At 41.6% G+C, this 24,509-nt stretch carries 21 protein-coding genes; 12 read left to right on the top strand and 9 right to left on the bottom strand.

The annotated features are described in order from the left end of the window. Positions 1–64: 64 nt before the first annotated feature. Together AN395_RS14120 and AN395_RS14115 are read left to right on the top strand one after the other, a co-directional pair. A complete protein-coding gene (locus AN395_RS14120) occupies positions 65–1,156 on the top strand; it encodes an MBL fold metallo-hydrolase (protein WP_054983370.1) in 1,092 nt (363 codons plus the stop codon). A 63-nt stretch (positions 1,157–1,219) separates the two neighbouring features. Next, complete coding sequence (locus AN395_RS14115) at positions 1,220–1,954, top strand: CBM9 family sugar-binding protein (protein WP_054983369.1); 735 nt, start codon at positions 1,220–1,222, stop codon at positions 1,952–1,954. Between the two features lie 540 nt (positions 1,955–2,494). Here AN395_RS14115 and typA read toward each other — a convergent pair. Next, entirely contained in the window at positions 2,495–4,318 is a 1,824-nt protein-coding gene (typA, locus tag AN395_RS14110) for a translational GTPase TypA (protein WP_004589455.1), read from the bottom strand. A 507-nt stretch (positions 4,319–4,825) separates the two neighbouring features. Here typA and glnA point away from each other — a divergent pair. The 5 genes from glnA (at position 4,826) to AN395_RS14085 (ending at position 9,925) form a co-directional block, all read left to right on the top strand. Then, the gene (gene glnA / locus AN395_RS14105; RefSeq protein ID WP_024031998.1) at positions 4,826–6,232 is read left to right on the top strand and encodes a glutamate--ammonia ligase; all 1,407 of its coding nucleotides are present in this window, start codon (positions 4,826–4,828) and stop codon (positions 6,230–6,232) included. Positions 6,233–6,364: 132 nt separating this feature from the next. After that, positions 6,365–6,877, top strand: a complete 513-nt coding sequence (locus AN395_RS14100; RefSeq protein WP_095206666.1) for a DUF4124 domain-containing protein — start codon at positions 6,365–6,367, stop codon at positions 6,875–6,877. A gap of 89 nt (positions 6,878–6,966) precedes the next feature. Continuing rightward, positions 6,967–8,037, top strand: a complete 1,071-nt coding sequence (gene glnL / locus AN395_RS14095; protein WP_054983367.1) for a nitrogen regulation protein NR(II) — start codon at positions 6,967–6,969, stop codon at positions 8,035–8,037. 15 nt (positions 8,038–8,052) lie between these two features. Next, positions 8,053–9,438, top strand: coding sequence for a nitrogen regulation protein NR(I) (gene glnG, locus AN395_RS14090; protein ID WP_004589451.1), 1,386 nt, complete (start codon positions 8,053–8,055; stop codon positions 9,436–9,438). Positions 9,439–9,466: 28 nt separating this feature from the next. Then, positions 9,467–9,925 carry a Crp/Fnr family transcriptional regulator gene (locus AN395_RS14085; RefSeq protein WP_054983366.1) on the top strand — a complete coding sequence of 153 codons (459 nt, stop codon included), beginning with the start codon at positions 9,467–9,469 and terminating at the stop codon, positions 9,923–9,925. Positions 9,926–9,934: 9 nt separating this feature from the next. Here AN395_RS14085 and AN395_RS14080 read toward each other — a convergent pair whose 3' ends face one another. Further along, complete coding sequence (locus tag AN395_RS14080) at positions 9,935–10,600, bottom strand: hypothetical protein (protein ID WP_054983365.1); 666 nt, start codon at positions 10,598–10,600, stop codon at positions 9,935–9,937. Between the two features lie 82 nt (positions 10,601–10,682). Beyond that, a complete protein-coding gene (locus tag AN395_RS14075; RefSeq protein ID WP_004589447.1) occupies positions 10,683–10,985 on the bottom strand; it encodes a hypothetical protein in 303 nt (100 codons plus the stop codon). Positions 10,986–11,254: 269 nt separating this feature from the next. Here AN395_RS14075 and AN395_RS14070 point away from each other — a divergent pair, with 269 nt between their 5' ends. The 3 genes from AN395_RS14070 (at position 11,255) to acnA (ending at position 15,134) form a co-directional block, all read left to right on the top strand. Further along, a complete protein-coding gene (locus tag AN395_RS14070; protein ID WP_054983404.1) occupies positions 11,255–11,638 on the top strand; it encodes an RNA-binding S4 domain-containing protein in 384 nt (127 codons plus the stop codon). Positions 11,639–11,745: 107 nt separating this feature from the next. Next, complete coding sequence (locus AN395_RS14065) at positions 11,746–12,174, top strand: hypothetical protein (RefSeq protein ID WP_054983364.1); 429 nt, start codon at positions 11,746–11,748, stop codon at positions 12,172–12,174. Positions 12,175–12,392: 218 nt separating this feature from the next. After that, a complete protein-coding gene (acnA, locus tag AN395_RS14060; protein WP_024031992.1) occupies positions 12,393–15,134 on the top strand; it encodes an aconitate hydratase AcnA in 2,742 nt (913 codons plus the stop codon). A 208-nt stretch (positions 15,135–15,342) separates the two neighbouring features. Here the strand turns inward: acnA and AN395_RS14055 are convergent, their stop codons facing one another. The 4 genes from AN395_RS14055 to AN395_RS14040 all read right to left on the bottom strand — a co-directional run bounded on the left by AN395_RS14055 (position 15,343) and on the right by AN395_RS14040 (position 20,366). Then, complete coding sequence (locus tag AN395_RS14055; protein WP_004589443.1) at positions 15,343–15,885, bottom strand: DUF4124 domain-containing protein; 543 nt, start codon at positions 15,883–15,885, stop codon at positions 15,343–15,345. Between the two features lie 128 nt (positions 15,886–16,013). Continuing rightward, on the bottom strand, positions 16,014–16,754 hold the full coding sequence (locus AN395_RS14050) for a phosphoadenylyl-sulfate reductase (RefSeq protein WP_004589442.1): 741 nt from the start codon (positions 16,752–16,754) through the stop codon (positions 16,014–16,016). A 42-nt stretch (positions 16,755–16,796) separates the two neighbouring features. Further along, a complete protein-coding gene (cysI, locus tag AN395_RS14045; RefSeq protein ID WP_024031990.1) occupies positions 16,797–18,494 on the bottom strand; it encodes an assimilatory sulfite reductase (NADPH) hemoprotein subunit in 1,698 nt (565 codons plus the stop codon). A gap of 60 nt (positions 18,495–18,554) precedes the next feature. Beyond that, positions 18,555–20,366 carry an assimilatory sulfite reductase (NADPH) flavoprotein subunit gene (locus tag AN395_RS14040; protein WP_054983363.1) on the bottom strand — a complete coding sequence of 604 codons (1,812 nt, stop codon included), beginning with the start codon at positions 20,364–20,366 and terminating at the stop codon, positions 18,555–18,557. Between the two features lie 306 nt (positions 20,367–20,672). Here AN395_RS14040 and AN395_RS14035 point away from each other — a divergent pair, with 306 nt between their 5' ends. Continuing rightward, the gene (locus AN395_RS14035; protein WP_054983362.1) at positions 20,673–22,304 is read left to right on the top strand and encodes an endonuclease; all 1,632 of its coding nucleotides are present in this window, start codon (positions 20,673–20,675) and stop codon (positions 22,302–22,304) included. A 30-nt stretch (positions 22,305–22,334) separates the two neighbouring features. Here AN395_RS14035 and AN395_RS14030 read toward each other — a convergent pair whose 3' ends face one another. Together AN395_RS14030 and AN395_RS14025 are read right to left on the bottom strand one after the other, a co-directional pair. Continuing rightward, positions 22,335–22,931 (bottom strand): hypothetical protein, encoded by a 597-nt coding sequence (locus AN395_RS14030; RefSeq protein WP_054983361.1) that lies wholly within the window; start codon positions 22,929–22,931, stop codon positions 22,335–22,337. Between the two features lie 113 nt (positions 22,932–23,044). Continuing rightward, a complete protein-coding gene (locus AN395_RS14025; RefSeq protein ID WP_054983360.1) occupies positions 23,045–23,518 on the bottom strand; it encodes a hypothetical protein in 474 nt (157 codons plus the stop codon). A 181-nt stretch (positions 23,519–23,699) separates the two neighbouring features. Between AN395_RS14025 and AN395_RS14020 the strand changes: the two genes are divergently transcribed. Continuing rightward, positions 23,700–24,236, top strand: coding sequence for a helix-turn-helix domain-containing protein (locus AN395_RS14020; protein WP_054983359.1), 537 nt, complete (start codon positions 23,700–23,702; stop codon positions 24,234–24,236). Positions 24,237–24,509 lie beyond the last annotated feature (273 nt).

Raw genomic sequence — 24,509 nt, 5'->3', positions numbered from 1 at the left:
TTGAACTATTTGTTAATCTTTTGATGTTGTTATACTTTTATAAAAATAATAATAGATAACAGCAATGAACCTAAAAACCACCAGCCTTGTATTTATTTGTGGATTGCTTAGCGCTTGCGAAACCGCTAATCGCATTGAGGTGATAGCAGGGGAAAACACGCTTACCCCGCAGCATCAAACAGGCGAGCGAAAAGGACGCTTTTATAACCTCTACCCTGGCAAAAAAACTTACCCCACCACCTGCGAAACCGGCTGCTACCCGCCAAGTCCTAAATTACAATGCAAACAAGATGCTGAAGATTGCCAATTTATTGCTGAGCAAAAGCCAATTAATTTAAATACGGGCTTTACCGTGCGCTGGCTAGGACACGCAGGATTTATGATCCGCACACCTAACGGACAACACGTGCTATTTGATCCTGTAAAAGAGCAGTTCGACTCACCTGTTGATTTAGCCTTTAGGTTAGCCTCAGGGTTTTACAGGCAACCCGGCGATTGGCTTACAAAAAACGAGCTTAAAAACTTAAGTGCAGTGATGTACTCGCATATTCATTACGATCACTTTAATAAAGCCGATATAGAAGAGCTTGGTAATCAACCTCGCTACTTAACGCCATTAGGTATGGCCGACAACTTCCCTACTGGTGGCTATAACATTAGCGAAATGGCCTGGTATGCAAAAACACAACTTGATGATTTAACGATTCATGCCCTACCAGCGCACCACTTTAGTAGCCGCGTATTGGTACCCTTTATTTACGAAGATAACGATAAAGACCTATGGAATGGCTGGTTGCTTGAGCAAAACGGCAGTACCGTGTTTTTTGCAGGCGATACCGGCTACTCAAAACACTTTAAAGACATTCAGCAAAAGTATGGCGATATAGACATATGCCTACTGCCCATAGCCTCGTATTACAGTGAAGATAGCCCTACTTGGTATCGTTATGTACACACCACACCAGAGGATGCTGTAAATGCAGCTAGTGACCTTAACTGTAAAGTAATGATACCGTGGGGCTATGGTAACTCAAGCTGGAAAATGGGCGACCGGACAAGCCATTCAGCACTGTTAAGGTTGCTTTATATGCACAATAAAATGGCTTCAACCACACCTTTATATATTTTAAACGAAGGCGAAAGTATTTCACTGTAACTCATTGCTGAACTGTTTTAGGATGATTGTTATATCTAAATACATATTAACATTGAGAAATTAATGAAAAAACACGCATTAGCTTTAAGCTGTTTATTAAGCGCCCCAGTAATGGCCATTGATGTAGCGCACACATCGACCCCTATTACTATTGATGGCGTATCTGAAAGCGCATGGGATAAAGCAACGTGGCATGATATGCCGCATTTAATGGATGGCACCTTGCCCTCATCAGATGCCGACTTTAAAGGCCGCTACCGCCTGCTGTGGGATAAAAACTACCTGTATTTACAAGCCGATATAACTGACGATGTACTTATTGATACGCACCCAGACCCGACCGTAAAATATTGGGATGACGATGCGCTGGAAATTTTTATCGATAGCGACGCGTCAGGTGGTATTCACCAGTTTAACCATACCGCGTTGGCATATCATATTGGCCTTGATAACCAAGCCGCCGATTACGGCCCCGATAAAAAAGCCCATTTATACACCGACCACTTAACAAGCAACTGGAAACGTAATACCCAAGCCCCTTATAACATCACCTGGGAAGTTGCTATAAAGCTCTACCCTAACGATTACCAAGAAGGCACTATAAACACGCCCATTACGCTTAATGAAAAACAAGTCATTGGTTTTATGCTCGCGTATTGCGATAACGATGGCAGCGAAGTACGCGAGCACTTTATGGGCTCGCACGAAGTACAACCAGTCAATGGCGACAGAAACCGCGGTTTTATAGACGCAGATGTCTTTGGCAAAATTACCCTGCTGCCAAAAAGTAACCACTAATAAATAGTTGAGAAGTAGGTTGGGTTGAGCGCAGCGAAACCCAACGAAAAAACACCCTACCAACAATGACAGATGCTTTGCGTTATCGATTGATTAAGCTTTGACTCTTGTACTTCTCATTCCCTTCTCCTTGTGCAAATATTTTTTAAGTAAATTATTCACAAAGAGAATAAGAGGCGCTGCGCTTTTAGAGATAAATACATTGTGGCAGTTTCACTATAGAACGGACTATAAACATTGACGTATTTGGAAAAATCACACTACTTCCAAAAAGTAACTACTAATAAATAGTTGAGAAGTAGGTTGGGTTGAGCGTAGCGAAACCCAACGAAAAAATGCCCCACCAATACGCACTACAACTATGCATTGTTGCAGGTTTATATAGCCTACTGACTTTCAGCTTAAACCAGCCTATTTAGTTGCGCCGTTCTAAACTGACCGCTGATAACTTATAGCTGACAACTCTTGTTTTAACCCACAAAAAAGCCGCTGTATTTTGCAATACAGCGGCTTTTGAAATCATTTTTCTAAATTAATAGATTATGATTTTGGAGCACGACCCGCACGCTTACGCTCACTTTCAGTTAAGTGACGTTTACGAATACGAATGTTCTCAGGTGTTACTTCTACTAACTCGTCATCATCGATGAACTCAAGCGCTTGCTCAAGTGTGTAGTTCAATGGTGGCGTCAATGTTTGTGCTTCATCTGTACCAGATGCACGAACGTTAGTAAGTTGCTTACCTTTAAGGGCGTTAACTGTAAGGTCGTTATCACGGCTATGAATACCGATAACCATACCTTCGTAAACTTCAACACCGTGACCGATGAATAATTTACCACGCTCTTGTAAGTTGAATAATGCGTTAGTAAGTGCTTTACCTGTTGCATTTGCAATCATTACGCCGTTCTTACGAACACCTAGCTCGCCACCTTTGTGCGGACCGTAGTGATCGAATGTATGGTAAAGTAAACCAGAACCTGAAGTTAACGTCATGAACTCAGTTTGGAAACCGATTAAGCCACGGCTTGGGATCATAAAGTCTAAACGCATACGGCCCTTACCATCTGGTGCCATATCAGTAAGTTCACCTTTACGAAGACCAATTTGCTCCATGATAGAACCTTGATGCTCTTCTTCACAGTCAATTGTTAGTGTTTCGTACGGTTCTTCTAATACGCCATCAACAGTACGCAAGATTACTTCTGGACGAGATACAGCTAGCTCATAACCTTCACGACGCATGTTTTCGATTAAGATACCAAGGTGTAATTCACCACGGCCCGATACGCGGAAGCTATCTGGGTTGTCAGTATCAGCAACACGAAGTGCAACGTTATGTACTAATTCTTTGTCTAAACGCTCACGAATATTACGTGATGTTACAAACTTACCTTCTTTACCACAGAAAGGAGAGTTATTTACAGAGAACGTCATTGTTACTGTTGGCTCATCAACACTTAGTGGTGGTAATGCTTCAACGTTGTTAGGGCAACAAACAGTGTCTGAAATCTTAAGCTCGCCAAGACCTGTTACCGTTACAATGTTACCAGCGTAAGCTTTATCTGTTTCGATACGCTCAAGACCTAGGTAGCTTTGTACTGAACCGATTTTGCCGTTACGCGTAGAGCCATCAGCACTAACAATCGTTACTTGCTGGTTAGGCACAACAGAACCACGTTTGATACGGCCGATACCGATTACACCTTTATAAGAGTTGTAATCAAGCTGAGAAATCTGCATTTGGAAGTCACCTTCAGGATCTGCATCCGGTGGTGATACTTCGTCAACGATCATTTGGAACATAGGTTCCATGTTGTCAGACGGCTCGTCTAAATCTAGTGTAGCCCAACCGTTGATTGCTGAAGCGTAGATTACTTTAAAGTCTAGCTGTTCGTCAGTTGCACCAAGGTTGTCGAATAAATCAAAGATTTGATCCATAACCCAATCAGGACGTGCACCTGGCTTGTCGATTTTGTTGATAACAACAATTGGCTTTAAGCCTTGCGCGAATGCTTTTTGCGTTACGAAACGCGTTTGCGGCATTGGACCTTCTTGAGCATCAACAAGTAATAATACTGAGTCAGCCATCGAAAGTACGCGTTCAACTTCACCACCAAAATCGGCGTGTCCCGGGGTATCTACGATATTGATATGGTAGTCTTTCCAAGAAATGGCTGTGTTTTTAGCCAAAATGGTAATACCACGTTCTTTCTCAATGTCGTTTGAGTCCATCACACGCTCTTCGTTACCGCCGCGTGTTTCTAATGTACCTGATTGCTCAAGTAGTTTGTCAACCAATGTCGTTTTACCGTGGTCAACGTGCGCGATAATCGCTATATTTCTTAACTGTTCGATGCTCATATTTTTACTCAGAGAAGTTTATTCTCATTGATCCTGCAAGATCTACGCACTCATCTGCGTTTTCACCAGATGTCCCAGCATAGGATTTAAAAGGGCGCATATTATCCCTCATTAATGACATGGATGAAAGTTTATCCAATACAATTTTAAAAACTTTCTTAATACTTTTACTAAGTATCTGTTTTTTATATGACAATTATATAAAATAAATTTCGACAAATTACATAAATTGTCGTTTTTTAGCTAATTTGTTGATTGCTTTGGCACTATTTACTATTTAAGTTAAGCTGATTTAGGTGATTAAAATACGTGCAGAATCGAGCGTGAAATTTTTGCACCAATGTGGATATTTTACGCACCACAAAAGTGCAAAGCCCGTGACCACTTTTGTGCAACCATAATTTTTAACTTAATAAACAGCAAGTTAAAATAATGGCATAAAATCGGCTTACTAAAAAACCAAAGCATTTAATGCAGCAATAATAAAACCCAACAGTTGGAGGACACATGTCACAATCGGTTTTAGATTTTATTAAAGAAAATGACGTTAAGTTCATTGATTTACGCTTTACTGATACTAGAGGTAAAGAACAACATGTTTCTATTCCTCATCACCAAGTAGATGAAGATTTTTTTGAAGACGGCAAAATGTTCGACGGCTCTTCAATTGCAGGTTGGAAAGGCATTAACGAATCAGACATGGTACTTATGCCAGTAGCTGATTCAGTAAAATTAGACCCATTCACAGAAGAAGCTACGCTAATCGTACGTTGTGATGTTGTAGAGCCATCTACACTACAAGGCTACGAGCGTGACCCTCGTTCAGTTGCTAAACGCGCTGAAGAGTACATGAAATCTACCGGTATCGCAGATACAGTTTTATTTGGCCCTGAGCCAGAATTCTTCCTATTTGATGATGTTAAATACAAGTCAGATATGTCAGGTTCTATGTACAAAATTGATGCTGTTGAAGCAGCATGGAACTCAGATAAAGACTACGAAGGTGGTAACACAGGTCATCGCCCAGGTGTTAAAGGTGGTTACTTCCCATGTTCACCAGTTGACTCTTCACAAGATTGGCGTTCAGCTACTTGTTTAGTACTTGAAGAACTAGGCCAAGTAGTAGAAGCGCATCACCACGAAGTTGCAACAGCGGGTCAAAACGAAATCGCAACTCGCTTTAATACAATGGTATTAAAAGCGGATGAAATCCAAGAGATGAAATATGTTATTCATAACATGGCTCACCTTTACGGAAAAACGGCCACATTTATGCCTAAGCCTGTTGTAGGCGATAACGGCTCTGGTATGCACTGTCACCAATCTTTAGCAAAAGACGGTGTTAACCTTTTTGCTGGTGATAAGTACGGTGGTCTTTCTGAAGATGCACTTTACTACATTGGCGGTATTATTAAGCACGCTAAAGCAATCAATGCGTTTGCAAATGCCTCAACTAACTCGTACAAACGTTTAGTACCAGGTTTTGAAGCACCGGTAATGCTTGCATACTCTGCACGTAACCGTTCTGCATCAATCCGTATCCCAGTTGTACCATCTGAAAAAGGTCGTCGTATCGAAGTACGCTTCCCAGATCCAACTGCTAACCCATACCTTGCTTTCTCTGCAATGCTTATGGCTGGCCTTGACGGTATCAAAAACAAGATCCACCCTGGCGATGCTATGGACAAGGATTTATACGACCTACCAGCAGAAGAAGCAGCAGAAATTCCACAAGTTGCATCTTCACTAGATGAAGCGCTAGAAGCACTTAGTGCTGACCGTGAATTCTTAACACAAGGTGGCGTATTTACTGATGATTTAATCGATGCATACATTGCACTTAAATCTCAAGAAGTTGAAAAACTTAACATGACAACTCACCCAGTTGAGTTTGAAATGTACTATAGCGTTTAATACGCCGTAGACAAAATTATCGATAAGATAATAAATGTGTGTTCTCAAGCCCGCTTAGCGGGCTTTTTTTTATGGTAAATTAGGGTTATCTCCACTAAAGTTATGTAATTACAAAATATGCAGGGTAGCAATGTGAATTACAGGATATTATTACTATTTTTTGCTTTAGGATTAAGCATTTATAGTTATGCAAGCAATAAGAAAATTTATGCTTGGAAAGATAAAAATGGTGTTTTAGTGTTCTCAGATACACCACGTAGTGGCGCGCACGAAATAAAACTAAGCAGCCAAGATCTTACCCTGTCTGAAACCGATAAACACACCCCTGGTTCACCACAACCAACGCACCCTAACCGTTTTCAAATTATGATATCGTCGCCTACACATAACCAAACCGTACGCGAAAACACCGGCTCGGTGTACGTAACAAGCCGCATAACACCCCGTTTTGAAGCTGGCTTTACCATACAGCTATTTTTAAACGGTAACGCTTATGGGCCCGCAAGCGATTTATCAACGTTTGCCATTCGGGATGTAGAAAACGGAGCTCATACTTTGTATCTCAAACTTTATAATAAACAAAATCAAGCCATTGCTATCAGTCAGCCCAGTACCTTTGTGATGCAAAGAAAGGCTGTAAATTAAGTACAATGTCTCATGAAGCAAAATTAGCGCAGCAGTATTTACTGATTAAAACTTGCTTGCAAATATTAACGCACTAAAGTGGTGCAAAGATGTCAAACGAACAAAATTTTAGCCCTGAACTTCTCAATGCCATTTGGCAAAATCAAACTACATCGGTCATGTTACTTGATAAAAGTTTTACCCTTGTTTATGCCAACACCAGCACCAGCGAACTACTCGGCTTGGGTAAAAAGCGCATTATTGGGCAAACCTTTAACAGCTTATTTAATTACCATTCTGTGGATTTAGAGCGCATAGCCCAGTACTCACTTATTGATGGTGTAGATTGCAGCCAGCACAGAGCTGACGTGGTCTTTATAGATTCTCGCCATGCAAAAATAGCTATTACATCGCGCCAAGTTAAGTTTAAAAACGAACGCTATATTTTACTTGAGTGTCGTAAAACCGATGAAGAAATAAAACACGACAAAGCCTCTAACCAAATGCATCAATATCAAGCTGCACGAAATTTAATTAGAGGGCTTGCTCACGAAATTAAAAATCCTTTAGGGGGAATACGCGGAGCGGCGCAGTTATTGCAGTATGAGGTAGATCAACAAGAAAGGGACGAATGCGCTGAGCTTATAATTGAGCAAGCCGACCGATTACGCGAATTAGTTGATAGGCTACTTGGGCCAAATCAGCTTCCGCAAAAGTCGTATGGCAATATTCACCAAACACTTGAGTCGGTTGTTAAATTAAGCACATTAGATAATTGTAAAAATATTAGTCTAGTTAAAGATTACGACCCAAGTATCCCTGATGTGTTTATTGACCAAGGCAAGGTTCAGCAAGTTGTACTTAATATTGTACGCAATGCTCAACAGGCGTTAGTTGATGGCGGTGAAATAAAAATAAAAACCCGCATTAATCATCAGTATCGCCGCCCCGGAAAAGCCCCTAAAAAAGCCTTGTTGATCCAGGTTTCTGATAATGGACCAGGCATAGACCCAAGCGTTCGCGAAACATTGTTTTACCCGATGATCACCAACAAAGAAGGTGGCTCAGGGCTAGGGCTTTCAATCGCACAAACGCTCATAGATCAGCACGACGGTTATATAGACTGCGATAGCTGGCCTGGCCATACTGAATTTAATATCTATCTGCCTTTTGCAGATTAATGTTTTGGAGTTGGCATGAAAACAGTTTGGCTTGTAGATGATGACGCATCAATTCGCTTTGTATTAGAAAAAGCGCTGACACGCGCAGGGTTTGAAGCAGAAAGCTTTGCAAATGCGCAAGACGTGTTAAGCGCGCTAAAATTTAGCCAGCCAACCGTGTTGGTATCTGACGTACGGATGCCAGGCATGGACGGCATGGCATTGCTTGAACTCATAGCAGAGCAAAACCCAGGGCTGCCGGTTATTATAATGACCGCCCACTCAGATTTAGACTCAGCGGTTAACGCATTTCAAAAAGGCGCGTTTGAGTACTTAGCCAAGCCATTTGATTTAAACGAAGCCGTGGCATTAATCGAAAGTGCCTGTAGAGCAAATTCAACTAAAAAAACTAAGCGTAAACAAGTTCCACCTAAAAGCGCGCACATTATTGGCGAAGCCCCTGCGATGCAGGAAGTGTTTAGAGCGATAGGTAAACTGTCGGCTTCAAGTATGAGCGTACTAATTAATGGTGAGTCTGGCACAGGTAAAGAGCTTGTTGCCAGCGCTTTGCATAACCACAGCCCACGTAAAGAAAACCAGTTTATTGCATTAAACATGGCCGCTATTCCAAAAGAGCTTGTGGAGTCTGAGCTATTTGGCCACGAAAAAGGCGCATTTACTGGTGCCGATAGCGTTCGTAAAGGCCGCTTTGAACAAGCCAATGGCGGCACACTGTTTTTAGATGAAATTGGCGATATGCCACTGGATGTGCAAACACGTTTATTACGTGTACTCGCCGATGGTGAATTTTACCGTGTGGGCGGGCACCAAAGTATTAAAGTTGATGTACGCATTATTGCTGCAACGCATCAAAATTTAGAAGATTTAGTAAAACAGGGTAAATTTAGGGACGATTTATTTCATCGTTTAAACGTTGTGCGCCTTCGTTTACCGGCTCTTAGAGAAAGAACTGAAGACATTGAGCGCCTAGCGCAGCACTTTTTACACAAAAGCGCAAAAGACCTACAAGTAGAAAGTAAAGTGCTAAGCCCAAAAGCCACAGAGCAGCTTAGGCTATTTAGCTGGCCTGGTAATGTGCGCCAACTTGAAAATACCTGTCGCTGGTTAACCGTTATGGCCCCTGGTGAATTAGTAAGTGAGCAAGACCTACCACCAGAGATCATTGATGCAGCGCCTGTTCAACAAGAAGGTGATTGGCTTGATGCGTTTCAGCAATGGCTCAACCAAGAGCTTAAGCAAGGTAAAGAAAACATTTGGCCTGATATTCAAGCTCAGCTTGAAACTCGCCTTATAAAAACAGCACTGGCTAATTGCTCTGGCCATAAACAAGATGCAGCCATAAAAATTGGCTGGGGGCGCAACACGTTGACCCGCAAATTAAAAGAGCGCAATATTAGCTAGTTTCTAACTGTTACTCGTTGGCCCTAGGATGAAATTAATAGAACACATTCCATTGTTTAAACAAATGGAAATAGTGAATAGATTGCACTTTTTTAAAGACTTCAGCCTTGCTGAACGCCAAGTGCTACTAGAGTCGTTTGGGTTATTGTATTTAGTTAACCAGCATCAGTTTTTATTTAAACAATACGATAACGACAAACGCTTATACATTGTATTAAGTGGTGCGTTACTTGTTTTTAAACATAACCACTTGCTGGAGCTTGGCACTATAGAGCCCGGTGAGTTTATCGGTGAAGGCGCATTTATTAATAACCGCGAGCGCAGTACGAGCGCTCGCGCTAAAACCGACACCATAGTACTTGCCATTACCCCAGAGGCACTTACTCGCTTGCCTAATGTAATACGCGAAAAAATTAAAGATAGAATCATAGAAGGTATGAGTCTGCGCATTGCAAAGCTGAGTGAGCACATAGAAACCCACGGTTAACTCTATCCCTCAGTCCATATAAACAATTTGTAGTGAGCAATCAAGCCAGCTGGGGTGATTAACATGCGCCGTAAATGTATACGTATCGGATGGCTTAGCGCCAAAGGGCGTCGCTACAAGCGGCTGTGAGTGGCTATATGTTTGCGAGTAGGTTTTATAATAAATAACAACATAACCATATAAAAACTCCCAACCTAACCTTACAACAGCGCCACTGGGTAAGGTAAAGTCAGCATATTTATCTGTAAATGTGACGAGTAAATCATTGTACTTGTCTTCGCTGCAATGAGTTGTTCTTAGCCGAGACGGCATAGTAAAAGCGTCTTCTCCATCAGTGCTCTTTAAATAAAAGCCTATATTGCCATCACCATAAAAATGATTTGAACGCGTTGTATAGTTAACTTGTGGCTCGTAACCTAGCCCCTGCATAATAGTAGCTAACTGCTCAGTTTCTTTTGGGTAAATTTTATCGCTTGATAAGAGTAATGTAGCCTCACCAAAGGTAGATGGGATTTCTAGCGCTACGTATTCATAAGGAAGATTTTGTGCTTTTAGCGCAGCATCGAGCTGCTTGCGCTGCTCATCTTGCAAGTTTTCGCTAAAAACATAAACGGTAGGTTGTTGGCACGCAGTTAATAATAGCGCCCACATACAGATTAAAATGCCATTTTTCATAGTGACCCTCCAATGATTACAATTGTAGTCTATTGGAGGAAACTATCTATAGCAACTTAATACTCATGTGCTTAATTAAGTATTATTGTACGTTGGTATAATTTGTTTGGCTGTCTAACCAGGCATCTACACTTTGGCGCGTATATAAAACTTCGTTAAATAAGCGATGACGTTCAAATTCCAGTTTTGATTTTTTAAGTGGATCACCACTAATTAGCCGACTGTGCGTATCGTTAAACTTAGAAATAACCGAAAAGCCGCGTTCATCTTGCTCTTTTTGTGTTTTTACCGAGTTAGCTAAGTGAGCTCTTACATCATCTGCTGTCAGCATATCTGAATTATCTAAGCCCATTAGCTCTTTTTTCATTGCTAATCTTATGCCCATTTACTGCTCCAATTATATGCAGACCTAAACAATTAAAACGGTGAGATAATTACCATGTTTTAGGTACGATTTTTTATTTGCCAAAGCAATAGCAAATAGCACACCAAATTTTTGCTAGAGCATACGCATCAAATGCTGCAGTTTTTTTAAAGTTGAAAAAAGTTTTATATTTATCACTCTTTTTTATCCCACTCGGGCGAGCTTGCTAGGTGCAAAAAACAGTGCAAGCCTTTATACTTGCTGCTTATGCGCCACCAACAGAGATAACCATGTCAGAAGAATACATTGAAATTGAACTTGAAGAAGAACCTATAGAGCTTTGTAAATTACTAAAAGTACTCGATTTAGTAGAAGGTGGCGGCCAAGCTAAAAACCTAATAGCGCAAGGCTATGTTGGGGTTAACCATGAAATATGTACAATAAAACGGAAAAAATTATACAGTGGCGATGTACTTGAATTTGATGGCGATCTTTTTCAACTCACTTTAAGTGAAGATGCGACTCCTGTAGAGCGCCCAGTGGCAACAACCCAGCCGCAGCCAGAAAAAACACCTAATGAAACAGCTCAAAAGCCGGCAAAAAATAAAAGAAAGCGCACTAAAAAGCCAAAGGTTGATGAAAATACAGGGCGCCGCCCTATCTCATTTGGCTAGCCCTTAGCGCTTTGTGCCGTTTTTATTATATGTATAGGCTAGCTTGAACAGTTAGCCTTTTTGCTCTTTAATTACCTCGTAAAATACAATAAAAACAAGGTAATAATATGACAACCTCAGCCACACCCAATTGGTTTAAACCCGCCCTGTGGGCAGCACTTATCTGGAATTTATTAGGTGTGTTTGCATTTATAATGCACCTTATGATGACCCCCGAGATGATAAGTAAACTTCCGCTAGATCAACAAGCTGCATATTCAAACGTGCCTTTATGGTCTACCATTGCGTTTGCTGTAGCGGTATTTGGTGGCACCCTTGGCTGCATACTACTATTGGCCAAAAATGCATTTGCAACGCCTACCTTTGCGCTATCGTTGGTAGCGATATTTATTCAGCAATTTTATAATTTCATTGTGATAAATAGCATTAAAATGCTGGGGGTAAGCGCGGTGTTTATGCCTATTTTAGTGATTGTTATTGCGTTTTTGCTTTTATATTTAAGTATAAAAAGAAAACAACAAGGTTGGTTGAACTAACTTCCCCCCCTTTTGTAAACTCATTATTTTGCTACTTGAAAAAACAATTTTAGGTAGCACTTCTATACTTAGTACTGTCTAAAAAACATGCATTGCGCTACCTGCTTTTTAGCCTGATTTGTCATATTTATTATCTCTGGTATGCACTTTGCAAACTATTGGCAAATAAACACGTTATTTTATCAAGGACATAATCCTAACTATCAAAGGGGCAAAAAATGAATAGTTTCGACACCCAACAACAATTAACGATTAATGGCGAGCAATACCATATTCACTCACTTAAAGGATTAGGCGACAAAGCAAAGCGATTGCCCTTTTCTCTCAAAGTATTACTAGAAAACCTATTACGCAATGAAGATGGCGTAAATATAAAAGAACAAGACATTCAAGCCCTTCTTGACTGGGACCCTAAAGCAAAGCCCTCAGCTGAGGTGGCCTTTACGCCGGCACGTGTGGTAATGCAAGACTTTACAGGTGTTCCCGCCATTGTTGATTTAGCTGCCATGCGTGATGCAATGGAAAAGCTAGGTGGCGATCCTGCAAAAATAAACCCGCTTTCTCCTGCTGAACTTGTAATTGACCACTCAGTACAAGTAGATGGCTATGGTGACGACGGTGCGTTTGATTTAAATGCCAAGCTAGAATACGAACGAAATAAAGAGCGCTACGAATTTTTACGCTGGGGGCAAACTGCTTTTGATAATTTAAAAGTAGTGCCACCAGCTACAGGTATTGTGCACCAAGTAAACTTAGAGTTTTTAGCGCGTGTTGTTTTTAACGACAGTGAAAACGGAAAATCAATAGCCTACCCAGACACCCTTGTAGGGACTGATTCGCACACCACCATGATTAATGGTTTAGGTGTGCTAGGCTGGGGCGTAGGTGGTATTGAAGCCGAAGCAGCCATGCTTGGGCAACCAATTAGCTTGCTTATTCCTCAGGTAGTGGGCTTTAAATTAAATGGCCGCTTACCCGAGGGCACCACAGCTACCGATTTAGTGCTCACCGTTACCGAAATGCTACGTAACCACGGCGTAGTGGGTAAATTTGTTGAGTTTTATGGTGACGGCCTAGCTGATTTACCGCTCGCCGATAGAGCGACCATTGCCAACATGGCGCCAGAGTACGGTGCAACATGTGGTATTTTCCCCATTGATGATGAAACAATTAACTACCTGCGTTTAACGAACCGCGATGAAGATCATCTCAAACTGATTGAAGACTACGCTAAACACCAAGGCTTATGGCGCCATGAAGGCGACGAAGCGCATTACACAGACACCCTTGAGCTTAAATTAGACGATGTAGTACCTAGCCTTGCAGGTCCTAAACGCCCACAAGACAGAATTACACTTGATAAAGCCGGTGATGTGATAGGCCAGCACCTAAAAGGTTTCCAAGATGAGCGTATGGCTCGTCGTGATAAAAGCGATATTGAAGAAGCGCGCATTGAAAGTGAAGGCCCAACAACCAACCCTGATGAACCGGTAGACGAAGCGCAGTTTATGGGTGCAGCCAAAGTGAAGTTTAAAGGCCAAGAATTTGAACTAAACGATGGCGCCTGTGTTATTGCCGCTATTACAAGCTGTACAAATACCTCTAACCCCAGTGTTATTTTAGCCGCAGGCTTAGTGGCTCAAAAAGCTAAACAGCTGGGTATTAATGTAAAACCGTGGGTTAAAACATCGCTTGCACCCGGTTCGCAAGTGGTAACCGACTACCTTGAAAAAGCAGGCCTAATGGATGACCTAGAAAGCTTAGGCTTTAACTTGGTCGGTTATGGTTGTACCACGTGTATAGGTAACTCAGGCCCGCTTGCAGATGAAATTAGCGAAGCTATTCAAAAGCATAAGCTAGTTGTAAGCTCTATTTTATCGGGTAACCGTAATTTTGAAGGGCGTATACACCAAGACGTTAAAATGAACTTTTTAGCCTCGCCTCCACTTGTGGTAGCGTATGCCATTGCAGGGCGTACAGACATAGATGTATACAACGAGCCATTAGCGCAAGATGAAAACGGTAACGATATTTACCTAAAAAATATTTGGCCAAGCGTGAGCGAAGTCAGCGAACTAGTACAAAAAACGGTAACCAGAGAAATGTTCGAAAAAAGCTATGCCAACGTATACGAAGGCGACAGCCGTTGGCAAAAAATCCAAATTCCTGATGGTAAGCTCTACGATTGGGATGATGGCTCAACTTACATTAAAAAAGCACCATTCTTTGAGGGCATGAGCGTTGAACCACCAGGCGTGCCAACAATTGAAGGGGCGCGCTGTTTAGCTAAACTTGGCGACTCAGTAACCACTGACCATATTTCTCCTGCGGGAGCCATTAAAGCTGAAGCGCCAGCCGGTATTTACTTACAGGAAAAAGGCGTAGAAAAAGCGCAGTTTAACTCGTACGGTTCACGCCGTGGTAACCACGAAGTGATGATGCGAGGCACATTTGCTAACGTTAGGCTTAAAAACTTACTCGCACCAGGTACAGAAGGTGGCGTTACTCGCACCCAACCTGATGACAAGCTTGCCAGCATTTACGATGCCGCAATGGAATATGAAAAGAGTAACACACCATTAATTGTGTTAGCTGGTAAAGAATACGGTACCGGTTCATCACGCGACTGGGCAGCAAAAGGCTCACTTTTATTAGGTGTAAAAGCGGTGGTTGCACAAAGTTATGAGCGTATTCACCGCTCTAACCTTATTGGTATGGGTGTGCTGCCTTTACAGTTTAAAGAGGGTGAGAGCCACGAATCATTAAATTTAACTGGCCAAGAGCAGTTTGATATTGAAGGTTTGTACGACAAAACGAATGAAGTGAGCATTATTGCCACGAATGCTGAGGGCAAAAAAGTCAGCTTTAGCGCCGATGTACGTATAGACACCCCTAAAGAGTGGGATTACTACAAGCACGGCGGTATTCTACAATACGTTTTACGTAACATGCTTGACTAATCATATACTTAAAACTAAAAAGCCTAGCAGTCGCTAGGCTTTTTTATGCGCTAAATAATTCACGAGTATTGCAGCTTGGTATTGCTTTTAACTGATTATAAGCCCTTAGCCTAACGAAGGCGCAGTAACTCAGCTCACTAATTACAAACCCCGCACGATTAAAACCCCTCATATTGAGTAAGTTTTAATACTAAGCGCACAATAAAATTTAGTACCCACCTATACTTTGCATCTCTTTACTGCGCTGCTCTAATTTTTGCTTTGCCTTTTCGGCATCTTCAAACAGTTTTTGAATAGATTCAGCGTTGTAAACGGTAGGTGTAGGTGGTTGAATACTCTTTTTTGAGGTGCTTGCACTGCTACTCAAAATTGAGGTGTCTTCTGCGGCTACAACAGTGACATCGCGGGCATCAAGTTTTACCTCAATACTTTTGCCATCTGCATTAGGCGTATCTGAAAAATGCCATTGGCCGTTTTTATCTTGCCACTTATAAATTTTGCTACCGGGTTTAATTGTCGCCGCATCATTGTTTACACTCTGCGCAATTTTATCGCCCGCTTGTTTTGCGCCTTGCACTGCCTGATTAAGCGTATTGGTAGATAACGCGACCATTTTTTCTTTAATTTTGTGAGATTCAGCACTAATAGATGAACTAGAAAGCCATGTTTGGCCATCTGGCTTTTTTAGGTAAAACAAAGAGATAACAGCAATGATCATGACTGATATTGCCAAGTAGGTGAAGTATTTCATAGCGTTCCTGCTTAAAAATGAATCCTTGAAAGGCAAGTCTAATAAAAAATACTTAATCAGGCAATTTTTTTGCAATAAAAAACGCAACCTAAGTTGCGTTTAAATAGTTGTTTAGCATTCGCTTTTTTTTAAATACCATCGCCGTCAATATGCAGTCCGCATTCGCGGTTTAAACCAAAAAAGCGCGTTTCTTCTTCGCTCATACCTGGCTCAAGTTTACGCGTAGTATGCACATCACCCATCGACACATAACCTTGCTCCCATAATGGGTGGTAAGGTAAATCATGCTTGGTAAGGTATTGATATACATCGCGGTTTGACCATTCAATAATCGGGTACACTTTTACCGTACCTCGGCTTATCTCAACAAACTGTTTATCTGCACGGGTCGACGATTGGTCACGGCGCAGGCCACTAAACCAAGTACCGGCACCAATTTCTTTTAATGCGCGGGTCATGGGCTCTACTTTATTAAGCTGATTATATTGCTTAATACCGTCCTCGCCTTGTTCCCATAATTTACCGTATTTAGCTTCTTGCCATGCAGGGCTTAGCTCAGCTTTATACACCTGTAAATTAAGTGATAGGCGCGCTGTCATTTGCTCAATAAACTGATACGTTTCTGGAAATAAATAACCCGTATCGGTTAATACCACAGGAATATCAGGACGCTGAGATGTTACTAAATGCAGCATGACCGCCGCTTGAATACCAAAGCTTGATGATAAAAAAGCTGTATCGGGTAAGTTCTCTAGTGCCCATGCAACACGCTGCTCCGCACTCATTGGTGCAAGTATGCCGTTTGCATCTGCAAGCAATGCCGCTTGGCTTTGCTTATCAAGCTGTAATATGTTTTTAAATTCACTCATGGTCAATTTTAAACCTCACCCACGCTCCGCGTGGGTATTTAATTAAGCGTGAAAATCGGTTACTGATACTTTTACTTCAGCAACAATGCCTTTGCGAATAACAAAGTCACCAAAACATTCACCGTCGTTTCGCTCACTTGCCCACTGGCCAATTAGCTTATCAAACGCGTCTAGGTAAACATCTTCACCTACGTTTTCTAGGTACAGTTTAGGAATGCGTGTACCTTCTAAATTACCGCCTAGGTAAACGTTGTATTTACCAGGGCCTTTACCTACTAAACCAGCTTCTGCAAGCATTGCGCGGCCACAACCGTTAGGACAACCTACAACACGCATAATAATGCTGTCATCAGGTATGCCATGCTTAGCAAGTAGTGCTTCGGTTTTTTCAATTAAGCTTGGTAAGTAACGCTCAGCTTCGGCCATAGCAAGCGGACACGTTGGCAATGCTACACACGCCATTGAGTTTTTACGTTGCTCAGTGTCTTTGTCATCAATTAGGCCGTGGTTACGGGCAATTTCTTCAATGACAGCTTTTTGATCGGCAGGCACACCGGCAATAATTAAGTTTTGGTTAGCCGTCATGCGCATATCGCCTTGGTGCACTTCTGCAATTTTACGACAACCTGTTTTTAATGGCTTACCTGGGTAGTCTAAAATACGGCCGCTTTGTATAAATAGCGTAAGGTGGTGCTTGCCATCAATGCCTTCTACCCAACCGATACGATCGCCACGGTGAGTAAACTCATAAGGGCGGCTTGGTGCAAAGCTTACACCGGCACGTTTTTCTACTTCGGCTTTAAATACGTCAGACCCAACACGGTCTAGTGTGTATTTAGTTTTTGCATTTTTACGGTTAGAACGGTTACCCCAATCGCGCTGCACTGATACAACGTGCTCAGCAATTTTTAAGGTGTCTTCTAGGGCAATAAAACCAAAGTCGTCAGCTTTACGCGGATACGTAGCCGTATCACCGTGGGTCATAGCAAGGCCACCACCTACAAGTACGTTAAAACCAACAAGCTTGCCATCTTCAGCAATAGCAACAAAGTTTAAGTCATTCGCATGCACATCAACTTCGTTGTTAGGCGGAATAGTAACCGTGGTTTTAAACTTACGCGGTAAGTAGTTAGAACCTAAAATTGGCTCTTCTGTGGTTTCTGCTTTTTCGCCATTTAACCAAATTTCAGCGTATGCTTTCGTTTTTGGAAGTAAATGCTCAGAAATTTTTGCAGCCCACTCATACGCTTCTTGATGTAACTCTGACTCAACAGGGTTAGTCGTACATAGTACGTTACGGTTTACATCGCCTGCGGTGGCAATAGAGTCAATACCAACGCTATTAAGCATTTGGTGCATGCCTTTAATATTTGGCTTTAATACACCATGAAATTGAAACGTTTGACGTGTTGTTAAACGAATACTGCCGTAGCTTGTTTTTTCATCGGCAAATTTATCAATTGCTAGCCATTGCTCAGGCTTGATAATACCGCCAGGCATACGTGCACGTAGCATTACATTGTGCAGCGGCTCTAGCTTTTGCTTTGCGCGCTCAGGGCGTATATCGCGGTCATCTTGCTGGTACATACCGTGAAAACGTATAAGTTGGAAGTTATCGGCTGTAAAACCACCGGTAATTTCATCTTTTAAGTCTTGCTCTATGGTGCCACGTAAAAAGTTACTTTCTCTTTTCAAACGTTCGTTATCAGAAAGTTTTACGTTTTTATCTTGTTCGCTCATTTTAAATCCTAAATTTGTTACAGTGACGGCTGCTAGCTGTTAATAAAATAAGAAACGTGATTAATACACGTCTTTCTGATAGCGGTTAGCGCTACGTAAGTCTTTTAAATATTGCTCTGCGTCTTCGTAGCTTTTACCGGTGTTTTCGCTGATGATATCAACTAAGGCGTTGTGTACATCTTTTGCCATGCGGTTTGCATCACCACACACATAAAAATGCGCTCCTGCTTCTAGCCATTCAAAAATTTCTTTTGAATTTTTGCGTAGTTTGTCTTGTACGTATACTTTTTCGGCTTGGTCACGGCTAAATGCAACGTCAACTTTGCTTAATAGGCCTGATTTTAAATAACCCTGAATTTCTACTTGATACAAGAAGTCTTGTGTAAAGTGTGGGTTACCGAAAAACAGCCAATTTTTGCCTTGTGCTTCTCGCGAGTCACGCTCTTGTAAAAATGCACGGAATGGCGCAATACCGGTACCTGGGCCAACCATAATAATGGGGGTATTATCATCGCTAGGTAAACGGAAGTTGTCGTTGTGCTCACTAAATACTTTAACTTTACACCCTTCTTCAGCACGGCGTGCTAAATAACCAGAGCAGCCACCTAAATGTTCGCTGCCAAAGGCGTCAAACTCAACTAAACCTACCGTTAAGTGCACTTCCTCTTCAACCTCGCTTTGGCTTGAAGCGATTGAGTATAAGCGCGCTTGTAGTTTACGTAGGCAATCAACTAAGGTTTGTGCGTCTATTTTTGCAGGATTTTGTGCCACTACATCAAAAATTTGACGAGGCTCAATGTACTCACGCATCGCGGCTTTATCTTCTACAAGCTTTAGTAGCTCTGGCGTGCCCGTTGCAACTGCGTATTTTTCTACAAAGCCTGGGTATGACTGAGTCAGCTCTAACTTTTCGATTAATGCATCGCGAATAGGCAGTGACTCTTCGCCCACTTTTACAAGTGTGCCTGAATCGATTTGCGTGTGTGTTAGTAGCTCATCTACGCGGGCTTCATCATTTAAAAAGTACACGCCTAATGAATCACCAGGTAAGTAGGTGATGTCTGAGCCTTCAAGCGAAATCTCAACATGGCGTACATCTTTAGTAGAGTCGCGCCCTGTAATTTTTTGTACGGTAACAAGCTCTGCCGCAAATGGGTTTTGCTTAGTGTATTGGCTTGCTGCCGCTGTTGGCGCGCCAAATGGCATTGATACAACTTGGCCGCCCGCAGCATCTTGTTGCGCTTTTAAATCAGGTTCGAATGCATCAAGTGCACCGGTGATCCAAGTGGCTGCTTCATCATCGTAATCAACATCTAGGTCGGCACGTTGGAAAATAGTTTCTGCGCCAAGTTTGTTTAAACGCTCTTCAAAGTCTTTTGCTGTTTGGCAGAAAAACTCATAGCTAGAGTCGCCTAAACCCAGTACCGCGACTTTAACGCCATCTAACTTAGGGGCTTTTTTGGTAGTTAAAAATTCATACAGTGTTTCAGCATCTTCAGGTGGTTCACCTTCACCGTAGGTAGATACAACAACGGTTAAAAACTTTTCTTTTTTCAGGGCTGTAGGTTTGTAGTCAGACATGCTCACAAGTTTTACAGCTAAACCGCGCGACTCTGCTTGCTCTTTAAGCTTAGTCGCCACACCTTTTGCATTACCTGTTTGCGAACCATACAAAATAGTAAGTGGCGCAGCATCGCTTGCAGCCGCTGTAGGCGCTTGCCCACCAAGAGCCGCAGAATTAGCATTTGCAGCTAAGTAACCACTTACCCACGCTTGCTGAATCGGATTAAGTTCTGCTACTAAGCCTTGCAGCTTTTGTACTTGCTCTTGCGATAGCGGGCTTGCCGCTGCGTTAAGTTGACCTAACAACATGAATTTGTTCCCCATAACCCTGAAAATTACATACAGCTCACATGGTGCGCTGTTCAAAATGAGTTTTACCTCACCCAGAGTAACTCTGCTGAGGTTTTATTAGTGTGCAGGATAGCGGGCTATGCGGTGAGAAAAAAAGAATAGAATCTGCTTTGTTATTCCATTTAGTTATTAATTTATATAAAGACCTTCAAAAACAGCTTAAAGGCTTATTATTGCCATTTTATTAATTTTGTATTTAACAAATTTGTAACCTTGTGCAGATAGTGTATGTTATTTACTCAACTATAAAAAATAGGAAAAATCATGTCACACGGGACATACAAAAATAAGTTACTTAGCACGGCATTACTGATTGCCGCCACCCCAGCAATGGCCAATGTCGCAAATGGCGGATTTGAGCTGTGGACAGGCAATACGCCTGACGCGTGGACCACAATTGATAGCGGTATTAATGTATCGCGCTCAACCAGTATCGTAAATAAAGCAAACAGCGCGGCGGCTATTAATGTGACCACCGGCTCGCAAAGCAATACCGACTTATTACAACAAGTTAGTGTGGAGGCTGGCAAAACATATGATTTCTCAGTGGATGTATATCACACTGAAGGAAGCATAAGAGCCCGCCTGTATGTAGATGGCTACCAAGGGTACTCTAACCAAGCGCAAACTAACCAGTGGCAAACAATTAGCCACAGTTATACGCCTACCAGTAATAAAACCATTAATGTTGGTTTACGTTTTTACGATATGAGCGGCTTTGATGGCAATGAAACCGTTTATGTAGATAATTTTTTGCCTAATACAGACGGCGGCGCTTCAGGCAGCTGTAACGACCATAGCCTTATTTTAACCCTTAATACCGATAACTACGGCAGCGAAACCAGCTGGGTGGTTAACAACAGCCAAGGTAGCAGCGTAGCCAGTGGTAGTGGTTATGCCTCTAACACACAATATAATGAGCAACTCTGTTTAACTGATGGCGCATACACCCTAGTTATAAGTGACAGCTATGGCGACGGTATGTGCTGTAACGTAGGTAATGGTAATTATGCGCTCACTCAAGGCAGCACCACACTTGCCAGTGGCGCAAGTTTTAATAACACAGATAGTACAACTTTTGAATTAGGCGATGGTTCTGGTGGTGATACTGGCGGTGGCACTAACCCAACACCAACAGGTTATTACGTAACAACTCAAGGTTTATCTGGCTATGCATTAAAAACTGAGCTTTATAACATTATCAAAAATCACAGCTCGCAAGGTTACTCGGCTATTTGGAGCTTTTACGATTCTTCAGCACGCGATAAATACTTTGAAAACGATAACAGTATTTTAGATATGTATAGTGAAAAGCCAAATGGTAGCGACAGCTATACTTACACCGCGGTGAGCGATCAGTGTGGTACTTATAACAGTGAAGCAGATTGCTATAACCGCGAGCATTCGTTCCCTAAAAGCTGGTTTGGCGGCACAAATGAGCCAATGAATTCAGACGTGCACCACATTTATGCAACCGACGGTTATGTAAACTCAAAACGTAGTAACTACCCTTTTGGTGAAGTGGCTAGCGCATCATTTACATCAACAAACGGTAGTAAAGTCGGTTCAGCAGCAAGCTCTATTAATTACTCAGGTACGGTGTTTGAGCCAATTGATGAGTTTAAAGGTGACTTTGCCCGCGCTTACTTTTACATGGCAACCCGCTACGAGAATGTAATAGGCTCGTGGCAAAATAACACAACTGCCAGTAATGCAGTCCTTAATGGCACAAGCAATCAAGTATTCGAAAACTGGGTGGTAGCTATGCTACTTAACTGGCATAACGCCGACCCTGTTAGCCAAATGGAGCTTGACCGTAACCAAGCAGCTTATGAGTTTCAAGGTAATCGTAACCCGTATATCGATCACCCTGAATTTGTTGAGATGATTTGGTAATAGCTTGGTTATAACTTTTTAGCCCCAGCATTAACTGGGGCTTATTAATAACTGTACTTTTTGTTTGGCAATAAGTGACGCTACATACTGCTTTTCTAAATCCCACGGATGACGCTTCCAGCCCTTAAAACCAAAACCGATAATATGCACCTGTGCTTGCTGCTTTAAAAAGTGCTCAATAGCTAACATTCCCGAACTGGGTGTTTTAGCTTTAAAAGCAGGTTTGCCAAACGTATATAAGTGTTTTAATAATAATGTTTTATCGTGCTGGGCGATTCGACTCACGTTTGCATGCGGGCTATATTTACGTATTATTTCATCGCCATGGTCAATACAGCCCCTGCGGTTAATTAACTTATAAAAAGGTTGAGTAAATAAGTTAGGTTTTGGGTCAGTGATCATGACATTTTTCAGCTGCGTTATATCTATATCTGGAAACGCTGCGCAAAGCATTGCGCCTTGCTTACCTCTTCCTACTAGCCATAAATCAGTACATTTACGGCCTAAGTATGCAGGCATGTTTGCACACATATTAAAGCGCACCACTCTATCAAAGCTATTTAGGGCTTTACTTACATCCTTTTCGACGGGGCCATTACCTATAATTAACACTGTTTGCTTAGCCATACTACGCTCCTTGTACCTTTATTAGCGCATACTAACGTGCCCGCCACACTTTACCAGCAAACTTATATTAAACTTTTTTTGCAGCCACACACTGTACGGTAAATTAACAGGCGTTACTTTTGATTTAAGGCCTGCTCTGCACGCTTTATTGATTCATAGCGTTTGCCTGTAATTTTTATCAGCCATACTTTATCTGTAAAGGTGCGGCTTAAATACACTGTTTGCCCATTTGGTATTTGCGGCATAAAGGAAGAAATAGATTCCCACTTGCCATCAACCTGCTCTTTTAGCTTCAAGCTAGCGTTAAAGTGCGACCCCTCTGCGTTAGGCTTTACTTCAAGCGCCGTCATTTGCGTATCATCACCAATTTCTATCATTGCACTTTTATTTAATAGCGTGAGTAGCTGAGGTTGATGCGTAGGGCTTAGATTTTTTAAAGCCTGCTCTATTTTACTATCTACGGTAATCTCATTCTGTAATTTATAAATACTGGCCTTAATTGCAAAAACAGGCTCTGCGTAACTGGGGTTTATAAAAAACAGTGAACTGATAAGCACTAAAATAGCGCTAGTAAATTTATTCGGCATATTATATCTCCTTATTAAAATCGAATTGAGCATACCTTATATTTTCTTAAATTGAATATAAGCTATTAATATTCATAATATTCTTTATATTAATAAGCATGAATATACGCTTTTAGACTATTTATAAATACTAATTTTAGCGATAATAAAACGCTTAACTAATCAAATAAGAGCAGAGGGTATGCAAGCGTTAGGAATGGAGTTAAAACGCCTTAGAGCAAATAAAAAGTGGACTCAGGCTTATGCAGCGCGTGAAATTGGAATTCAACAGTCGTACCTTTCAAAGCTTGAAAATGGACAGTTTATCCCCTCAACTGAGGTAATTGAAAAGCTTAAACTTTGCTATGGCGCAGGCTGTATTGATAAATGCCTACCTATAAGTTCAGCGATACATAAGCCCTCAAACATCACTTTAATTATGAGCTTGGCTTTATTTATATGTGGGCTGATAGCGTGGTTATGTGCAACATATGAAATTTTTTATCCACAAACCTACTTTACCTATCAAGCAAAACTAGGTGACTTTTTAGCATTTAACGTCACTCAGCAATACCAAGGCGAACGCTTTATTGAGGGGGATGTGACCTATCAAATTGTAGGTGAAAGGCAAGTCAGTCGAATCGAGAACCGCTTCCTAGTGGTAGGCTCTGCCGTGTGCATATTAATATCTATTGTTGCAACTTTACTCTCGCAAAGGCATAGGTTTGGTAAATTATAGAGCTGTTATTTAGTTGTTCTTGGCAATTACTCCAGTATTACTCTACCTTAAACATCTATACAGTCGTGTATCGAAATTTTTATCTGTCGCTATAAATGCCTCATCACTTAACACGATTGGTATTATTTTCGATTAGTATTAGGACTATTACGTATTCGTGGCGTGCTTTTTTCTCAAGTGTTCTAGTCTCAACCCAAGCTACGGCGCTTCACTTCACTGCTAGCTGATCTGACTCCATAAAAGTAGACACCTATTTAGGAGTCAGTTCTCATG

This window comes from Pseudoalteromonas sp. P1-30 (assembly GCF_001400005.1).
In the GTDB taxonomy this organism is placed as follows: Bacteria; Pseudomonadota; Gammaproteobacteria; order Enterobacterales; family Alteromonadaceae; genus Pseudoalteromonas; species Pseudoalteromonas atlantica.
The sequence above is the reverse complement of the archived record's forward strand: the minus strand, read 5'-3'. Positions and strand labels throughout refer to the sequence as shown.

What these genes read in the sequence shown, in the direction of transcription:
- glnG (WP_004589451.1), top strand. Translation starts at nt 8,053, where the DNA reads ATGAAAACAGTTTGGCTTGTAGATGATGACGCATCAATTCGCTTTGTA.
- AN395_RS14040 (WP_054983363.1), bottom strand. Translation starts at nt 20,366, where the DNA reads ATGTTGTTAGGTCAACTTAACGCAGCGGCAAGCCCGCTATCGCAAGAG.
- AN395_RS14030 (WP_054983361.1), bottom strand. Translation starts at nt 22,931, where the DNA reads ATGGCTAAGCAAACAGTGTTAATTATAGGTAATGGCCCCGTCGAAAAG.
- AN395_RS14070 (WP_054983404.1), top strand. Translation starts at nt 11,255, where the DNA reads ATGTCAGAAGAATACATTGAAATTGAACTTGAAGAAGAACCTATAGAG.
- AN395_RS14065 (WP_054983364.1), top strand. Translation starts at nt 11,746, where the DNA reads ATGACAACCTCAGCCACACCCAATTGGTTTAAACCCGCCCTGTGGGCA.
- AN395_RS14080 (WP_054983365.1), bottom strand. Translation starts at nt 10,600, where the DNA reads ATGAAAAATGGCATTTTAATCTGTATGTGGGCGCTATTATTAACTGCG.
- AN395_RS14020 (WP_054983359.1), top strand. Translation starts at nt 23,700, where the DNA reads ATGCAAGCGTTAGGAATGGAGTTAAAACGCCTTAGAGCAAATAAAAAG.
- glnL (WP_054983367.1), top strand. Translation starts at nt 6,967, where the DNA reads ATGTCAAACGAACAAAATTTTAGCCCTGAACTTCTCAATGCCATTTGG.
- AN395_RS14075 (WP_004589447.1), bottom strand. Translation starts at nt 10,985, where the DNA reads ATGGGCATAAGATTAGCAATGAAAAAAGAGCTAATGGGCTTAGATAAT.
- AN395_RS14055 (WP_004589443.1), bottom strand. Translation starts at nt 15,885, where the DNA reads ATGAAATACTTCACCTACTTGGCAATATCAGTCATGATCATTGCTGTT.
- cysI (WP_024031990.1), bottom strand. Translation starts at nt 18,494, where the DNA reads ATGAGCGAACAAGATAAAAACGTAAAACTTTCTGATAACGAACGTTTG.
- glnA (WP_024031998.1), top strand. Translation starts at nt 4,826, where the DNA reads ATGTCACAATCGGTTTTAGATTTTATTAAAGAAAATGACGTTAAGTTC.
- AN395_RS14050 (WP_004589442.1), bottom strand. Translation starts at nt 16,754, where the DNA reads ATGAGTGAATTTAAAAACATATTACAGCTTGATAAGCAAAGCCAAGCG.
- AN395_RS14035 (WP_054983362.1), top strand. Translation starts at nt 20,673, where the DNA reads ATGTCACACGGGACATACAAAAATAAGTTACTTAGCACGGCATTACTG.
- acnA (WP_024031992.1), top strand. Translation starts at nt 12,393, where the DNA reads ATGAATAGTTTCGACACCCAACAACAATTAACGATTAATGGCGAGCAA.
- AN395_RS14085 (WP_054983366.1), top strand. Translation starts at nt 9,467, where the DNA reads ATGAAATTAATAGAACACATTCCATTGTTTAAACAAATGGAAATAGTG.
- AN395_RS14115 (WP_054983369.1), top strand. Translation starts at nt 1,220, where the DNA reads ATGAAAAAACACGCATTAGCTTTAAGCTGTTTATTAAGCGCCCCAGTA.
- AN395_RS14025 (WP_054983360.1), bottom strand. Translation starts at nt 23,518, where the DNA reads ATGCCGAATAAATTTACTAGCGCTATTTTAGTGCTTATCAGTTCACTG.
- typA (WP_004589455.1), bottom strand. Translation starts at nt 4,318, where the DNA reads ATGAGCATCGAACAGTTAAGAAATATAGCGATTATCGCGCACGTTGAC.
- AN395_RS14120 (WP_054983370.1), top strand. Translation starts at nt 65, where the DNA reads ATGAACCTAAAAACCACCAGCCTTGTATTTATTTGTGGATTGCTTAGC.